General features: G+C 44.8%; 17 protein-coding genes and 1 pseudogene. 12 read left to right on the forward strand and 6 right to left on the reverse strand.

All coding sequences use genetic code 11. The annotated features are described in order from the left end of the window. Positions 1-105: 105 nt before the first annotated feature. Positions 106-1,221: a glycosyltransferase family A protein gene (locus QUB61_RS14420; RefSeq protein WP_333129249.1), complete on the reverse strand. Its 1,116-nt coding sequence runs from the start codon at positions 1,219-1,221 to the stop codon at positions 106-108. A gap of 607 nt (positions 1,222-1,828) precedes the next feature. On the opposite strand from QUB61_RS14420, the gene QUB61_RS14425 reads away from it, so the two are divergent. From QUB61_RS14425 to QUB61_RS14440, 4 genes are all read left to right on the forward strand, one after another. After that, positions 1,829-2,863 (forward strand): glycosyltransferase family 2 protein, encoded by a 1,035-nt coding sequence (locus QUB61_RS14425; RefSeq protein ID WP_333129358.1) that lies wholly within the window; start codon positions 1,829-1,831, stop codon positions 2,861-2,863. Between the two features lie 122 nt (positions 2,864-2,985). Beyond that, the gene (locus QUB61_RS14430; RefSeq protein ID WP_333129251.1) at positions 2,986-4,437 is read left to right on the forward strand and encodes an NAD(P)/FAD-dependent oxidoreductase; all 1,452 of its coding nucleotides are present in this window, start codon (positions 2,986-2,988) and stop codon (positions 4,435-4,437) included. Positions 4,438-4,458: 21 nt separating this feature from the next. After that, positions 4,459-5,130: a nicotinamide riboside transporter PnuC gene (gene pnuC / locus QUB61_RS14435; RefSeq protein ID WP_333129253.1), complete on the forward strand. Its 672-nt coding sequence runs from the start codon at positions 4,459-4,461 to the stop codon at positions 5,128-5,130. Then, on the forward strand, positions 5,127-6,122 hold the full coding sequence (locus QUB61_RS14440) for an AAA family ATPase (RefSeq protein WP_333129255.1): 996 nt from the start codon (positions 5,127-5,129) through the stop codon (positions 6,120-6,122). Before pnuC ends, QUB61_RS14440 begins: the two co-directional genes overlap by 4 nt. 144 nt (positions 6,123-6,266) lie before the next feature. On the opposite strand, the gene QUB61_RS14445 is transcribed toward QUB61_RS14440, so the two are convergent. From QUB61_RS14445 to QUB61_RS14460, 4 genes are read right to left on the reverse strand one after another with little or no spacing between them, the layout of a single operon-like run. Continuing rightward, positions 6,267-6,623 carry a HepT-like ribonuclease domain-containing protein gene (locus QUB61_RS14445; protein WP_333129257.1) on the reverse strand — a complete coding sequence of 119 codons (357 nt, stop codon included), beginning with the start codon at positions 6,621-6,623 and terminating at the stop codon, positions 6,267-6,269. Continuing rightward, entirely contained in the window at positions 6,601-6,948 is a 348-nt protein-coding gene (locus QUB61_RS14450) for a nucleotidyltransferase domain-containing protein (RefSeq protein ID WP_333129260.1), read from the reverse strand. The genes QUB61_RS14445 and QUB61_RS14450 overlap by 23 nt, the downstream gene beginning before the upstream one ends. Before the next feature lie 39 nt (positions 6,949-6,987). After that, positions 6,988-7,500 carry a GNAT family N-acetyltransferase gene (locus QUB61_RS14455; RefSeq protein ID WP_333129262.1) on the reverse strand — a complete coding sequence of 171 codons (513 nt, stop codon included), beginning with the start codon at positions 7,498-7,500 and terminating at the stop codon, positions 6,988-6,990. Continuing rightward, the gene (locus QUB61_RS14460; protein WP_333129265.1) at positions 7,491-7,787 is read right to left on the reverse strand and encodes a DUF1778 domain-containing protein; all 297 of its coding nucleotides are present in this window, start codon (positions 7,785-7,787) and stop codon (positions 7,491-7,493) included. The genes QUB61_RS14455 and QUB61_RS14460 overlap by 10 nt, the downstream gene beginning before the upstream one ends. A gap of 294 nt (positions 7,788-8,081) precedes the next feature. Between QUB61_RS14460 and QUB61_RS14465 the strand changes: the two genes are divergently transcribed. The 4 genes from QUB61_RS14465 (at position 8,082) to QUB61_RS14480 (ending at position 11,454) form a co-directional block, all read left to right on the forward strand. After that, positions 8,082-9,473, forward strand: coding sequence for a branched-chain amino acid ABC transporter substrate-binding protein (locus QUB61_RS14465; protein WP_333129267.1), 1,392 nt, complete (start codon positions 8,082-8,084; stop codon positions 9,471-9,473). Positions 9,474-9,622: 149 nt separating this feature from the next. Then, the gene (locus QUB61_RS14470; RefSeq protein WP_333129269.1) at positions 9,623-10,699 is read left to right on the forward strand and encodes a branched-chain amino acid ABC transporter permease; all 1,077 of its coding nucleotides are present in this window, start codon (positions 9,623-9,625) and stop codon (positions 10,697-10,699) included. 18 nt (positions 10,700-10,717) lie between these two features. Then, the gene (locus QUB61_RS14475; RefSeq protein WP_333129273.1) at positions 10,718-11,131 is read left to right on the forward strand and encodes an element excision factor XisH family protein; all 414 of its coding nucleotides are present in this window, start codon (positions 10,718-10,720) and stop codon (positions 11,129-11,131) included. Beyond that, positions 11,119-11,454: a XisI protein gene (locus QUB61_RS14480; RefSeq protein ID WP_332958835.1), complete on the forward strand. Its 336-nt coding sequence runs from the start codon at positions 11,119-11,121 to the stop codon at positions 11,452-11,454. Before QUB61_RS14475 ends, QUB61_RS14480 begins: the two co-directional genes overlap by 13 nt. Before the next feature lie 42 nt (positions 11,455-11,496). On the opposite strand, the pseudogene QUB61_RS14485 reads toward QUB61_RS14480, so the two are convergent. Continuing rightward, a pseudogene (locus QUB61_RS14485) lies at positions 11,497-12,068 on the reverse strand (Uma2 family endonuclease). Positions 12,069-12,344: 276 nt separating this feature from the next. Here QUB61_RS14485 and QUB61_RS14490 point away from each other — a divergent pair. The 4 genes from QUB61_RS14490 (at position 12,345) to QUB61_RS14505 (ending at position 16,137) form a co-directional block, all read left to right on the forward strand. Then, positions 12,345-13,910, forward strand: coding sequence for an ABC transporter permease subunit (locus QUB61_RS14490; RefSeq protein WP_333129275.1), 1,566 nt, complete (start codon positions 12,345-12,347; stop codon positions 13,908-13,910). A 75-nt stretch (positions 13,911-13,985) separates the two neighbouring features. After that, complete coding sequence (locus QUB61_RS14495; protein ID WP_333129277.1) at positions 13,986-14,864, forward strand: SAM-dependent methyltransferase; 879 nt, start codon at positions 13,986-13,988, stop codon at positions 14,862-14,864. After that, a complete protein-coding gene (locus QUB61_RS14500) occupies positions 14,842-15,081 on the forward strand; it encodes a hypothetical protein (RefSeq protein ID WP_333129279.1) in 240 nt (79 codons plus the stop codon). The genes QUB61_RS14495 and QUB61_RS14500 overlap by 23 nt, the downstream gene beginning before the upstream one ends. Before the next feature lie 285 nt (positions 15,082-15,366). Next, entirely contained in the window at positions 15,367-16,137 is a 771-nt protein-coding gene (locus tag QUB61_RS14505; protein ID WP_333129281.1) for a hypothetical protein, read from the forward strand. The last annotated feature ends 3 nt before the right edge of the window (positions 16,138-16,140 follow it).

Below are 16,140 nucleotides of genomic sequence, written 5' to 3' on the forward strand. Positions count from 1 at the left end.
GGATCGCGAATTAAATAACTTACAATTTTAATTGTTATTGTGGGATGGGCGTCCCGCCCGTCCTTTTTGGACGGGCGGGACGCCCATCCCACAAACTTGTGGAAGTTATTTAATTCTCATTCCTATAGATGTTCGATTGGCTAAACTGTTGAATCGCATTCTTTCGTATACCTGGGACGGCAGTATGGTGTGAACTTTGGTTCGCGTCTCAATCCTAGCAAGTGTCGTCCCTTGACTCGATTCAGATGCTTGTTGTAACTCTAACGCTGATTCAGTTGGGGCTGGAACTATTATTTTTAATATACTTTCTATTGACAGCAGATACAAATTGTGGCGCAAAAGTGCCATTAATAAATCTTCTTTAAAAGCTCGATACAGCCAAGATAATGTACTCCTGTGATTGCCGCTGCGGTTGCTTTTAACAGCTAAGTAAATGTAAAAATTGCTGCTAGACCAGCGATAAATGCTGCTGGGAATTTCGGGATGTTGCTGCCGGACATCTGCCATAATTAAAGAGTGAGATTTTGCCATTGCTGCATAGTTGCTAGACATACTGCTGGTAATCTGCCGGTAGCCAACTAAATATTTTGGCACTACTTTAAATTGATAATGTTCGGCTATGCGGAGGTGAAGTTCCCAGTCTTCGCAGCCTTGAGCGTTTTCTAGTTTAAGTTTGCAGTTGTAACCGCCGACTTTTGCAAAACAAACGCGGCGGATTAGAGATGAGCTGGCATTGCCTATAAAATATTTATAAACTAATGCTGTGTAAACTTCTCCTTCGATGGTGGAGTTGTAAAATCCACCTGTGAGCAAGTCTTTTTCATTTATATCAACTGACCAGGAATAGACGACTCCGACAGATGGTGCTGAGGAAGTCAGGCATTTCACTTGTTTTTCTAGGTTTTGCGGATACCAAATATCGTCGGCATCGATGGGAGCAATATATTCGCCTTTTGATTCTTCAATTGCTAGGTTTCGAGCGGCGGCGACGCCGGCATTTGACTGCCGCAATAAGCTGACTCGGCTATCTTTTTGAACAAAAGATTTTACGATTTCGGCTGTTGTATCTGTAGAGCCGTCGTCAACTACTAAAACTTCTATGTTTTGATAAGTTTGAAATAAGACTGATTCTAATGTTTTAGCAATAAAGTTTTCAGCGTTGTAAGCTGGTATGATGACTGAAACTAATGGCTGATTTAAATTGTTTTGGGAGGTGTTCATGTAATATAAAAACTTGTTTATGTAAAAGTTTTGGCTTTAAGGGAGCTAGCTAAGGGTATGTTAGCAAATTACAAAAGCTCGATCGTACACCCTCGGAACTTTTAAGATGTATATATATTATATATATTGCCACAAATCCTAAAATGTGCATTGGCACTGCCGTCGGGATACATACTTGGTGCAGGAGTCACTCGCGGATGAGCTCTGTAAAATAAACTGTACCGGGCAAGCCTTGACAGCAGACCGATTTTAGTATAAAGTATGTTGTATTTTATACTGTATACGTACTATAAAGTCAAAATCTTGTGCGGTGAAACACAGCAGCACTAAAGGCTGCTGGGGCTTTTTGTAAGGTTTACAAAAACGCTGATATATTTAAAGATTTAATAAAGCTGTTGTAGGCTTCAGGTCAGTCTCAGCAAGATATGGCGTAGAATACAGCCATGAATTGGAAAAAATGCAATTGAGAATTCCAGGACAAAATATAGTTGAATACAAACAGAAATCGAGTTATAAATAAAAAAGTAGAGCTGATTTTACCCTTCGTAAAGTAGCACCAATAAATCTCAAGCAAATTTTTGCCCCTGCAATTTAAACAATTTAGGTGATGATTCCTACCGCCGACCCCACTGTATCCGTCATTATCCCAGTTCACAACGGGGGCGCTTACTTCCGCACCTGTTTGTCAAAACTGGCTCAAGCTGTGCCCAGACCGATGGAGATTATTGTAGTAGCAGATGGCGAAAGCGACGGTTCCTGGCGCCTGGCCAAGGAATTCGGCGCCAAATTAATCAGAATTCCTGAGTCCGGGGGCCCAGCCCGAGCGAGAAATTTGGGAGCGCAAGCTGCGAAGGGAGATATTCTGTTTTTTGTGGATGCTGATGTCGCTGTTTGTCCAGAAGCTGTGGCCTATGCGAGCTCGGTGTTCAAAAATAATCCCTACTTAGCTGCTTTCATCGGATCTTACGACGATGATCCTGGAGATCCGGATTTTTTATCGCAGTACAGGAACTTGCTGCACCACTACGTGCACCAAACAGGTAACGAAGAAGCTTCGACTTTTTGGGGAGCTTGCGGAGTGATTCGCCGGGAAATTTTTTTGCAGATGGGTGGTTTTAATGAAAATTACCGCGAACCTTCGATCGAAGATATTGAGCTCGGCTACCGTTTGAAACAAGCAGGTTATAACATTCGGCTGTGTAAAACATTGCAGGTGAAGCATTTAAAGCGGTGGAAACCGATGGGGATGGTGAAAGCTGACTTTTTCTACCGAGCGCTGCCTTGGACAGAACTGATTTGGCGCGATCGTAAATTGAATAACGACCTCAACTTGCAAGTTTCCAACCGCATCAGCGTGATTTTAACTTATGCAGTGCTGCTGGCAGTTTTGGGGACGTGCTGGTCGCTGAGCTGTCTGCTAATGGCGGGCTTGCTGGCAATACCGCTGCTAGCAATTAATGCACCGCTTTACCAATTTTTTTACCGCAAACACGGTATCGTATTTGCCCTCAAAACAATTCCTTGGCACTGGCTTTTCTACTTTTATAGCGGACTGGCATTTGCGATCGGCACAGGTCGCCACTTATTATACCGAAAAAAGCCCTTGACGGGGAAAGTTAGCTTGCCGGTATCCGCTCAATAAATCAAGGCAAATTGTTCTTCAACATCCGGTCAATCGATAGTTTCTCAGGGTATTCACGGGTGAATCTACATTTTAGAAGTGATAAATAATATGGTTAGAGAAAAAAGCTGGAGGTAAGCTGAGTGAAACATTATCCTGTTGCGATCGTCGGTGCAGGCCCTGCGGGCTTGACTGCTGCCTACGAGCTAGTCAAGGAAGGCATCATCCCTGTTGTACTCGAAAAAGGTGATAAAGTTGGGGGAATAGCTCGCACAGAAACCTACAAAGGCTATCGTTTCGACATTGGCGGTCACCGCTTTTATACTAAAGTTGAAGCCGTGCAGCAGTTGTGGCAAGAGGTACTGGGAAATGAGTTTATTAAAGTGCCGCGATTGTCGCGAATTTTTTATCGAGGTAAGTTTTTCAACTATCCGATCGGTGCTTTCAATACTCTCTTTAATTTGGGCATAATTGAGAGTATGCTGATTGTGTTGAGCTATCTGAAAGTGAGAATCTGGCCGCTTCGGGAAGAAAAAACTTTTGAACAGTGGGTGATAAATCGTTTTGGGGAACGCTTGTACAAAACATTTTTTAAGACTTACACTGAAAAAGTTTGGGGGATTCCCTGTTCGGAAATTCAAGCTGATTGGGCGGCGCAGCGCATTAAAGGACTGTCGCTGACGACAGCAATTATTAATGCTTTGTTTGGCAGCAACGACACTAAAACATTAATCAAAGAGTTTGACTATCCGGCTTTGGGGCCGGGGATGATGTGGGAAAAGTTCGCGGAAGCTGTGGAGAATAAAGACGGCAAAGTTTATCTGGATAGTAAAGTTATTAGCTTTGAGCGTGAAGGTAATAAAATTAAAAGTATTACTGCTGAGCAAAACGGAGAGTTAGTTCAATATTCGGCGGAGAATTTCATTACCAGTATGCCGATATCGGCGCTGGTAGCAAGAATGAAACCGCAGCCGCCAGAAGAGGTGCTGCACGCCGCCCGATCGCTCAAATATCGAGATTTTTTGATTGTATCGCTGATTGTCGATCGCAAGGATTTGTTTCCTGACAACTGGATTTACATTCATTCCCCCGAAGTCAAAGTTGGACGAATTCAAAACTTTAAGAATTGGAGCGCCACTTTAGTTCCAGACGCCAGCAAAAGTTGTTTGGGAATGGAATATTTCTGTAGCGTAGGCGACGAGATTTGGGAAATGTCGGACGCGGAACTTGTCGAATTAGCAACTCGCGAGTTGGTTGGTTTGGGTTTAGCAACAACTGCTGAGGTGGAAGATGGAGTTGTCATACGGCAACCCAAAGCTTATCCAGTTTATGATGGGGAATATCGAGGACACTTGCGGGTACTTGAAGGTTTTTTGAAAGGTATTGAGAATTTGCAGACGATCGGGCGCAACGGTATGCACCGATACAACAACCAAGACCATTCTATGCTGACGGGAATGCTGGCAGTGAGAAATATTCTCGGCGAAAAGCACGATTTGTGGGATGTGAATACTGAGCGATCGTACTATGAAGATTTTAGTGTCGATCGTTCAAAGGACAAAAAGGGTTCGGATTTGATTTCGCAGTCAATATAGCCAGACGAAATAGGGATTGCCATGAAAAAAGCGAACCTGCCAAACTTAATCGGCTTCGCAGCAAGCATCTTCGTGCTCCTGCTTTCAGTGCAGTGGTTTGTCCCTATCCAACTCGGCTTAATCGAAGCGATAGCCGCGATCGCTTCTGCTTGGAGCGTTTGGCTGCTTGCTAAAAACAATCCCCTAGGCTGGTGGATCGGCTTAATCGGAGTTATCGCCTACGCTGCGGTGTTTTATCAAGTTAAACTTTACGGCGAAGTAGCGATTCAATTCTTCTATTTAATCACGAGCTTGCAAGCAATTTATATTTGGCTGCGGGGCGGCGAAAATAGCACAGAAAAACCTGTATGTCGCATTGACCAACGCTGGCTCATCCTCACCGCAGTCTTAGTTACAGTTGGCGTATTTGGCTTGCGAACAGTATTAGTATCTTTGGGCGGTGCAGCACCATTTTGGGACGCCCTGACCACCATCTTAAGCGCGATCGCCCAGTTATACCTGATGGAACGCTATCTCGAAAGCTGGTATTTGTGGATTGTTGCAGACACGATTTACGTTCCCTTGTATGCCTCGCGCGGGCTATATCTGACGAGTATTTTGTACGCGGTATTTTGGTTGATGGCAATTTACGGGCTGCAAAATTTTCAGCGGATTTACTCGGAACAAAAGTTAAAACAGCAGCAATCTTTATGATACTCGGTGTTACTGCAGGCAAATTTTACCCCTTCCACAAAGGACACGACTACTTAATTCGAGAAGCTAAAAAAAAGGTTGACCGTTTAATCGTTCTCGCCTGTTACAAAACAAATCAAGCAGTTGCAGGAAGTGTTAGAGCCGAATGGATTCGGTTTTTGCATCCCGACGCAGAAGTTATCGAAGTGCTCGACGATTTGCCGGAAGCCCCCGAACCTTGGGCTCAGAGGACTCTTGAGGTGCTTTCCGGGCGAAAACCCGATATCGCTTTTACTTCAGAAGATTACGGCGAACCTTGGGCAAAACTGATGGGATCTCAACACTGTGCAGTCGATCGCGAACGGCTCAAATTCCCGATTTCTGGAACGCAATTGCGATCGCACCTAGCCGAATACTGGCAAATGCTGACTCCCCCAGCCAAGGCCTACTTTGCCAAACGAGTCTGCGTGCTAGGTGTAGAATCGAGCGGCACAACTACCCTAGCGCGATCGCTCGCACAGCACTATCAAACTGCTTGGGTTCCCGAATACGGCAGGTGTTACTGGGAAGGTAGGCAATATTCGCCCGATCCTGAAATTTGGGACAGCTATGAATTTGTAGAAATTGCCAAGAAACAAGCTGCTATAGAAGACGATATTGCTACTCGCGCTAACAAAGTCATTATCTGCGATACAGACCCTTTAGCTACTTGTATTTGGCACCAACGTTACGTTGGTTCGGAACATCCAATGGTCGAGAAAATTGCAGACAGCCACCGCTACGATTTGTATATTTTGACTCAGCCGGATTTCGGCTTTGTTCAGGATGGAACGCGAGAAAGCGAACATTTACGAATGACTATGCACCAGCGGTTTGTTGAGATTCTTCAGAATAAAGGAAAGCGGTATATTACTGTCGGAGGCACCCACGAGTTGCGAATGTCGGAGGCAATTGACGCGATCGATTCAGTGTTGGTGTTTGAACCGTTAAAAGAGCTAGAAAATGAGGAATAAGTTTCGATCTAATTCCTCTACCAATAAATCGATTCGTCGCTCAATATAAAAAAGCGATTCGTCTTTAATCTCGCCATCTAGTTAATATTTTTTTGCAACTGTTGCAATGAGGCGATCGCGAATCTTTTGTTTGTGGGCGATCGCTCAACTATCATCAGGTAACGGCGGCAATAATGCCTCTACTTGTACCAGTAAACTAGGCAAAACACTTGTAACAATATTCCAAATAACTTCTGGTCTCACTTGGTCATAACGATGAACCAAAATATTTCGTAAGTTAATCGCATTTCGCCAATCAATTTCGGGATGCAACTGCTGAAACTCGATCGAAACCCTCCGAGCTGCTTCGCCCAAAATCCCCAACTGCCGCTCTACGGCACTTTGCATAAAAACACTTTCAAGATAAGTCTCGCATGACGCATCAGCCGTAAACTCTTGAATCCGACGGATTGACTGCGCCATGTCCCAAAGTGAAGCACTATCCCGATCGCCCGCTTGCATAAATCACTTGATAGGTTTTCAAAATGTTCGATCGCCGATAGGGATTTTCTAACCGATTCTTTTCAACCAAATCCACAGAACGATGAAATAAATGCTCTATCTCCTCCTGCATACTCAATAAATGAGACAGCGTGAGGTGGTGCGATGGCTCATAGGTGACCAGTACATCCACATCACTATCAGGGCGAAAATCATCCCGCAGCACCGAGCCAAACAGGGCAAACTCGATAATGTTCCAGCGCTGGCAAAATTGCGAGATCGCATCTAAAGAAACTTTTAGGCGATCGCTCACTACATATTCTAAATCCGATTGCAACTCAACCATGCGCGAGCAAACCTCCAACGGGAGCAACTAACGTCTGAGCTAAAGTGAAGCAATGGCATCGCTAACTTTCACCATGAGTGTCATCGGATCGATCTGCGAAACAGTAAACCCGAACTTCTGATAAAACTGCTTCGCCTCTTCCGAAATAGCGTGTACGAGAATTGCCCGTATCCCTGCAATCTCAGCAGCTTGCAAAGTGCGAAGAATGGCATCCCGCAGCAAAGCGCGTCCGATGCCGCAGCCTTGCCAGTTGCGATCGACTGCAAGCCGTCCAATCAGCATAACAGGAATCGGATCGGGCATATTGCGCCCGACTTTACCCGTTGCAGCAGTTTGTGCTACTGCTCCATTTGCCAGACAATAGTACGCAATGACTGCTTGGCGATCGCACAAAACATAAGTCCGTGAAGCCCTCTCTGACTCATTGTTCAGAGCGCGGCGCTTGAGCCATTCATCTAACTGACTGTTGCCTGAATCAAAGGTCTCAATTTGATGTAACGAGTTCAGCCTTTCAGGCGGGCACAGTTGGCCTAAATCTCGATCTAATCCCACGGAGATTTTGTTTTTAGTAATGCGTTTAGCTTCTGATTTGGCGTCGGCGGTGCATCCAGCAGCGCCAAAAATTGCTTAAATTTAAGTTCATCTAACCCAAAAAAACAGCGGTCTAGAAGAACATCTTGAGCTTTTTGGTAAGCTGATTCAAGCATGAACTCCGATCGGTTCTTTCCCTGTAATTGGGCCGCGCGATCGATGAGAGCGCGTTGATTCGCCTTAGCTCGAATGTTGATTGTCACATCGCGGGTCTGGCTGACTGATTCTTCAGATGCTGGCGGGTGCATAAAAGTTACCTCTAGCTAGACACAGTAGTAATTAGAGCTAGTAGCCCTAGCATATTTATATTCTATTTTTTTGTATACACAATGTCAACACATTTACAGGAATCTTCGATCGCGGATCTAGTTAACCGCGATGGAATCGTGAACTCACCCATTGTACGGGCAGCCCCCGCCGCCCCTGAGACAGGAGTTCTGGCCTAAGTCCTGATGTTGGCTTTCTAGGTGTGTTTTTGATAGTTGACACAAATTTTTTAAACTTGTGCTAACTCTTGACTACATACTTAAAACAGTGAAAATATGCTAAGACGCAAGCAACAAACGAACCAACCTATGAACTTTTCCCAGAAGTCAGGTGGCCAAAGTGCCACACCCCCAAAAACCAACTCAACACAGAATCTCCGCGCCGCAGGATTGCGGAAATTACTTTTTGCAGCCGGAATAGCCTCTGTGTGCGCTAGCTGTCAAAGTCCTCAAGCACCCACCGCCACAACTCCCGGAGCCAGTCCCGGAACCAGTCCCGCAGCCACTCCCGCAGTCAGCAGCCCCGGAGACCCAAATACTGTCAAAATTGTCTCCATGCTCCCGATGACAGGCAGCGCCTTGGGTCAAGCTCAAACAATGGTCAACGGCATCCAACAAGCACTGGCCGAAACCGACTCCAAAGCTTGCGACGGCAAAATCCAAATCCAATACGAAGTTTACGATGACGCCACCGCCGCCGCCGGCAAATGGGACCCGGCCCAAGTAACGTCCAACTCTAACAAAGCCGTCGCTGACGGTTCGGTAGTTGCCGTCATCGGTCACTATAACTCCGGGGCCGCCAAACTTTCCATTCCCGTGCTCAACCAAGCTAACATCGTCATGATCAGTCCGGCCAACACTTATCCGGGACTGACTAAACCAGGACAAGGCGAAGCCAAAGAACCCAACGTTTATTATCCCGCAGGCACTCGCAATTTCAGCCGCGTTGTCCCCGCTGACGACCTTCAAGGAGCTGTAGCTGGCAACTGGGCGAAATCTTTGGGCGTGCAAAAAGTCTACATTCTCGACGACCAAGAACTCTACGGCAAAGGCATCGCTGATGTTTTTGAAGCAACTGCTAAAAAGTTGGGAATTCAAGTCCTCGGAAGAGAGGGAATTGATATTAAAGCTAGCGACTACAAGGCGTTAATGAATAAGATCAAAGCTTTAAATCCAGACCTGATTTACTTTGGAGGGACTACTCAAAGCAATGCCGGACAAATAATTAAAGATATGAGAAATGTCGGAATGACGCCTGATGCAGTTAAATTCATGGGCCCGGACGGTATCAAAGAGCAAGCTTTAATTGACGCGGCAGGCAAAGATGCCGAAGCAGTTTACGCTACTTTTGGCGGCTTGCCTCCTCAAGTATTGACTGGTACCGGTGCGAAGTGGTACGAAAGTTACAAGGCAAAATATAATTCTGAACCGGAAACTTATACAGCTTACGCCTATGAAGCTGCTAAAGTTGCGATCGGCGCAATTAATAAAGTTTGCAAAAATGACCGCGGTGCTATCCGCGAAGCTGTCATGGCAACTAAAGATTTTAACGGGGTACTCGGGACTTGGAGTTTTGACCCCAACGGCGACACGAGCTTGACTACAATGTCAGGAAATGTTGTTAAAGGCGGCAAGTGGGAGTTCGTGAACGCGCTCAAGCCGGAATAATTAGTTATTAGTCATTTGTCGGCGGTAATTAGTAGCAATGCGCACCTTACCCAATCACTTTAGTAGGGTGTGCTTCGGCGCACCTTAACCAATCACTTTAGTAGGGTGCTCTTCGGCGCACCTTACGAATTACCAATCACCCCAAAATTATGAAAAAATGGCAGAGTATTTTTCTATATCTAGCTGTAGCTTATATAATTTTGTTGTTAGGGCCAATTGCCGGATTTGACTTGCCCAAAATCCTTGGGGAAATAGCCAGCAATCCTGAAGTTTTTATCCAACAATTATTAGTTGGTCTTGTCAACGGCGCGCTGATTGCAATTATTGCTTTGGGTTACACTATGGTTTATGGCATTATTGAGTTAATCAATTTTGCTCACGGCGATTTGTATATGTTGGGCGCTTTTGCTTCGCTAACTGTGTTCGGGGCTTTTGGCATTCAAGATGGCGCACCTTTAGGTATTGCTATACCGGTGATGTTAGTCGCTTTAATTGTATGTTCGGTGTTTTGTGCGGGACTGAATATTGTTGTGGAAAAGTACGCTTATCGGCCTTTGCGAAATGCTCCCCGTTTGGCTCCTTTAATTTCGGCAATTGGAGTTTCTTTTATTTTCCAAAATATGGGGCTGTTTTGGGGAGGATTGAAAGCTTTTATTCCGGTGATGGGTTCTAATTCTGCTGCTCCGAAAAGCTTTCCCGATTTGTTGCCGCGAGTTGATATTCTCAAAGCTTTGGGAATTCAAACGAGTATTGTATTTACTACCAAGGATTTAATTGTGTTGGTGGTGGCGGTTGTATTGATGGTTTTGCTTCATGTTTTTGTGCAGTACACTCGTCTGGGAAAGGCGATGCGGGCAACTGCTCAAAGCCGCGATGCTGCTAAAATTATGGGCATTAATGTGGATCAGATTATTGCTCTGACTTTTTTGATTGGGGGAGCTTTGGCGGGTTCGGCTGGGATTCTGGTTGGTCTGTACAACAATACTATTGTTTTTACGATGGGGTTTACGGCGGGTTTGAGGGCTTTTACGGCGGCGGTTTTGGGGGGAATTGGCAATATTGTGGGGGCGATGTTAGGAGGGGTTTTGATTGGGTTGCTGTCGTCTTTGAGCGATCAGTATTTGTCGAGCCGCTGGACTAATGCTTGGGTGTTTGGGGTTTTGGTGGTGATTTTGGCTTTTCGGCCAGGCGGTTTGTTGGGTGAGAATGTTCAGGAGAAGGTTTAAAGGTGCTGGGTTGAAAAAATGGCAAAAGACATTTATCATTATCAAGTAAGGACTGCTTTAGAAAAGGATGGGTGGATAATTACAGACGATCCTTTCCCTCTCAGACTTTCCTTGCGCGGTGTGTTGATAGACTTAGGAGCTAAAAAGTTACTGGCTGCTGAACGAAAGGGACAAACAATTGCCGTTGAAATCAAAAGCTTTGTAGGCAAATCTCCAGTAAAAGATTTAGAAAATGCTTTAGGTCAGTATACTTTGTATTTGACAATGCTATCTAGATTAGACCCAGAGCGCACGCTATATCTAGCAATTGTTGAGGAAATTTATTCTACTTTTTTTGCGGAGGAAATCGTGCAAGTTGTTCTCGAAGATAGGGCAATAAAACTCATTGTTGTAGATCCAGTTAAGGAGGTTATTACAAAGTGGATAAACTAGACGAGTACCGGGACTTAATCTATAAAATATTGTCTTACTATGCCAATTTGCCGTACAGATACGGCGAAATTAGCAGCTATGTGATTGTCAGCCAAGACCGCAATCATTTTCTGTTGATGCACGAAGGTTGGCAAGACCGCAAACGCATTCATGGTGCGGTAGTTCACGTTGAAATCCGCAACGGCAAACTCTGGATTCATTATGACGGTATTGAAGACGGTATTACCGATGAATTACTCGAGGGTGGCGTCCCGGAAAATTGCATTGTTTTAGCGTTTCATTCGCCTGAAGTACGCAAGCATACCGGATTTGCCATAGCCTGAAAAATCCCTTTGCAAAATATTGAGTTAACCTGCGCTATCAAATTAAATATTCCCTGGTTTGAGCCAGCCAAAAACTTCGCCTAAAGTCAACTGCATTTCCGGCATAAAATTGGGCATCGGAAGTATATCTGTTGGTTCTTGCAAGGAAATCGGCTGCTGCCTTGCGGGGTAGGCTAAAATGTTTTTTTCATCGGGATCGAGCAACCAACCCATCTGACAACCGGCCTTCAAACAGTGCAAAATATTGTTTGTGACTTTGGTTTGGCTTTGGGCTGGGGATAATATTTCTATTGTCCAGTCTGGGCGATCGTTAAATGTATTGGCAATTTCGCCGTCAGCGTCTAGGGGAATGCGATTCCAAACAAAAATCGCGACATCGGGAACAATAGAACGTCCGCCAAAGGTGCAGCGAAGTTCTGGTAGGGCTAGGCAATTTGCGGTTTCTGTGCGATGTCGTTGGCGACTGTTACGAGTCTGCCTTGTAGTTGGCTGTGTTTTCCTTGCGGCATAGCTTTTTGTACGATCGCACCTTTGATATATTCGCTAGCGGGTATGGTTTCTGGGAGTTGCAAAAACTCGTCGAGGCTGATAGTTTTTTCAGGTGCTTGTACCATATAGCGATCGCCAGTTTGAAGCGTGTTGCGGTAACAGTTCCAGTATATTTGAAGTTTCGTCACTTTTGGTGCAATAATCGAACTCAAAAGACTCTAAACTGTAGCTAGCCCGATCGGCAGTTTCCAGAGCCAGCGGTCGATCGAGTTGCTTGAGGTGAGGCAGAAGTTGGCACTACCCGCGTCAGTCGCATCTATAACTGCGATTCCTAGCATTTTTTCATCTAACTACTGACTGCTGACTAATAACTAATGACTAATGACTAATAACTTCTTCCTATGTCAAAAAAAATAATTAATGCGATCAAATCGAGCGGTATTTTAGGGGCGATCGGCTCTTTGACTGTTCTGTTATTCGGCGGTTGGAGCGGCACCGTGATCGGCTGGCTGATGGGTACGGCTGCCGGGTTTATGAGCTGTCAGAATCAGAAGGTTTACAGCCCGAAAATGGGTGCGACAATCGGCAGTTTAGCGGGAGTGGGATTGGGAGTTTGGCTGTTAGTTGCGAGTGTGGTAGAAGGGGTTTTGATTAGACCTTTGTCTGGTCAATCTGCTGTGGCTTTGCCGACGACGCTGCTGTACGGGATTTGCAGTTTGACGATCGCAATTTTGACAGCTACGTTAATGGGTGCTTTGCAGGGTTTGCAGGGGGAACGCCAGCGGCTGGCAACTCTGGTGACATTAGCTTTTATTCTAATTCTGTTTCCGTTTATCGACATTCAGGCTCAGACTGGCTGGATTGCTACTGTAGTACAGATTCAAATCTTTATTATGTTAGCGCTGGGTTTGAATATTACTGTGGGTTTTGCGGGTTTGTTGGATTTGGGATATGCGGCGTTTTTTGCGATCGGCGCTTACACGACGGCTTTGCTATCTTCTGGGCAGTTAAATATTGCTTGGAACTTTTGGGTGGTACTGCCGATCGCCGCGGGTGTAGCTGCGATCGCGGGCGTAATCCTCGGTATTCCGACACTGCGGCTCAGGGGCGATTATTTGGCGATTGTTACCCTCGGTTTTGGCGAAATTATCCCGGTTGTCTTTAGGAATTTAACCGCGATTCGGATCGACGAACCAGTATCGAAGATTGTGGCGGCTGTTTTGGGTAAACCCGAGTTGGTGCTGTGTCTGGTTGGGTGCGATCGACCTTTTAACCTCACCGGCGGCGAAGCGGGAATAAACCCGATCGGGCGTCCATCTCTCCCCATCGTCGGCACTTTCAGCACCGGCAACTACTTTCCCTGGTACTACCTAATTTTACTGCTAGTTGTCTTCGCTTACTTCATGATTTCGCGGCTGCGAGATTCCCGCTTGGGGAGGGCGTGGAATGCCATGCGCGAAGATGAATTAGCGGCTAGTGCGATGGGGATTAACCTGGTCAAAACCAAACTTTCGGCTTTTGCGATGGGAGCGACGTTTTCGGGCTTTGCAGGCGCGTTTTACGCCGCCTATATCAGCGCAATTTTTCCCAGCGTTTTCGATTTCTCGGTGTCGGTAATCATCCTGTGTATGGTGATTTTAGGCGGTTTGGGCAACATGACCGGGGTGATTTTGGGCGCTATCATTATCATGTCTGCCGATCGGCTTTATCTGCCACAATTAGCGCAAGTCCTCAAGGGTTTTCTGAATACTTTTGTAATCCCCAGGATTGCAAGTCCCCAGTTACAAGACTTTCTGGCAACCAGTTTAGACCCGATTCAAATGCGCTTATTTCTATTCGGCCTAACTCTTGTTGTCATGATGATCGTGCGGCCGGAGGGGCTGATTCCTGATAAGATCCACCAAGCTGAACTGCATTCTGATGGTGAAGCGAGCAATGAGTCTTTAGCAGATGCGAGAAGTCAATAAGTAGGTAAGGACAAAAAAACATAGTATTTTGTAGGCGGGTTTAGCTAATAATCTAGGATACAAGGGAGTGTATGAGTGTCAAACTCCCATCCCCATCTAATGTTTATTGGTAACCAACTACTTACTAAGGGTGCAAGATTAGCCATGAAAAATGTAACTGGTACTGCTTTTATCGTTGCGGAATTTAGAGCAGAAGAGAATGAAGAGGTAATTCCTCTTTACACTGATAATGTAGTAAAAATCTGGTTGAATGAGGAAACAAAAAAAATAGCTAGCCACATAGCTCAAAACTCTCCCGCCGCTAAAGAAATGGTTAAGTTGCGGACTAAATATTTTGATGATGTTGTGTCAAATCTAATTTTAGGAGGTTGCAAGCAAGTAGTTATTTTAGGTTCGGGTTTGGATACTCGCGCTGCTAGAATTAATGGAGAAAAAGTCACTTATTTTGAAATAGACGACCAGGCGACTCTTCAATTAAAAGAAGAAACTCTCAAAGCTAACAAAGTTACTGCCAATGTTCGCTACCTTCCCGGCGATTACGTAAAAGACGGTTTAACCTCCTTGCTGAAACAGAGTGAATTTGATTTCGCTCGACAGACATATTTTTTGTGGGAAGGCAACACTACCTTGCTTGGCAAAAAAGATGTAATATTTGTGTTAGAACAAATTCGCGACAATGTTCATAACTTCCGATTGTCCTTTGATTATATGTCGGAAAAGGTGATTTTGAGAACGACAGGCTACCAAGATATCAATGATTACATAGATAAATATGAAAGTATGTATGCCCCGTGGATTACTGGGTTTGAAAAGATTGCAACTTTGGCTGACGAACTCAATCTCAAAGTTATTGAAAACTTTTCGACCGCCGATTTACACGCACAATATCGCCCTGGTCGTTCGCTAGAATCTAATCTTTTTAAGTTTTATTTTGTTTGTACGTTACAGAATTGAGTCGGGTGCGTCAGCCCCGATATTTGACTTAACTGAGACAATTGGCTGCTGGCGCACCGCAGATCGCAGACGATCGCACTTTGTGTGTACGCTAGAAAATGTAGTAAGTAGTTGGACAAAAGTAAATAGGACTGTATTAACTTTTGTTGCCGAAAGGCACCGAGGCGATCGCTTCGGTGCGTGTCAACTGAAGGAAGTCGTGGCTCAGCTCCTTTAAGAACAAATTGCCACGCCCGATTGAGCCGACTTTTCCTACGACGCAGGACAAACTATCGCGATCAAGACGTTCTTACCTTTGCCACCCAACAAGAAGGTGCTGATGGTGTTAGGATTGCTCTTAGTTAGGCGTGTATCAATGCTGTACCCTAATGCCTCCAAAAGTATTTGCCAATGTCTCAGGTAAGCTAAACTAGGAATTAACCAGCTTGACCGTCACCGCAGCAGGATTAGCCATCCTCTGTATCGTCTGGCCAAGGTCGAATCACTCCAATTATTCAAAGCTATGACTTTAGCGACAAAACAAATCATTGAAAACAGCAATTATACCGAACAAATTAAGGGAGTTGGAGAACAATTTGCAGCGATACTACAATCGTTAGAAAAAGCATTCCCATCTCAAGATGCTCTGGCACCAGAGGAGGCTCTTAGAGAGCTGCTGTCAATCTACGAGCTTTATCTCCATATTGAATCAGAAACCAATTCTGGGGAAAGACTTAAAAGCTTAGAAGAACTTGAAAGTAGCGTCGAAGCATTTAAGATAAAGTACAAAAAAATTGCCACGAACGAAACTTTTGTTGCCCTAGAAAATGTACAAATTTGGGCTAAAATATCTAGAACGCTGATGTATGTCAAACATTCATTTACGCTTGCTGCATCTCTTGAAGACCACGAAGTAAAGCAACTAGCATTGTTTTACGTAGGACTCATCAATTTATTAGATATTGCAGAAAATTATCTAAGCTTCTTTACCAAAAAAGGTCGCGAATTAGCCAAAGATATAGCTCAGACACTAATCAGCTATCAAACATTTGAAGATTATGCCAAGAAAAAACCAGCAGATGAAATCACCAGCCCAGCTATAGGCATAAGAAATGCAGCCAAAGCAATTTTGTGGGAAATTGATAGGCACGATCGCAAAAGTTTCTCATATAAAGCACTCTATGAAGAAGCTAACAATGCAATAAAAACAGATGATAAAAAAGAACTCCTTAAAACTTTGCATTCCTGGCGTGAAGAGTACATTAGTGACCTGGAAAAGCTATCGGACAAGTAGCAA

Source organism: Microcoleus sp. C2D2 (assembly GCF_036702495.1).
GTDB lineage: Bacteria > Cyanobacteriota > Cyanobacteriia > Cyanobacteriales > Microcoleaceae > Microcoleus.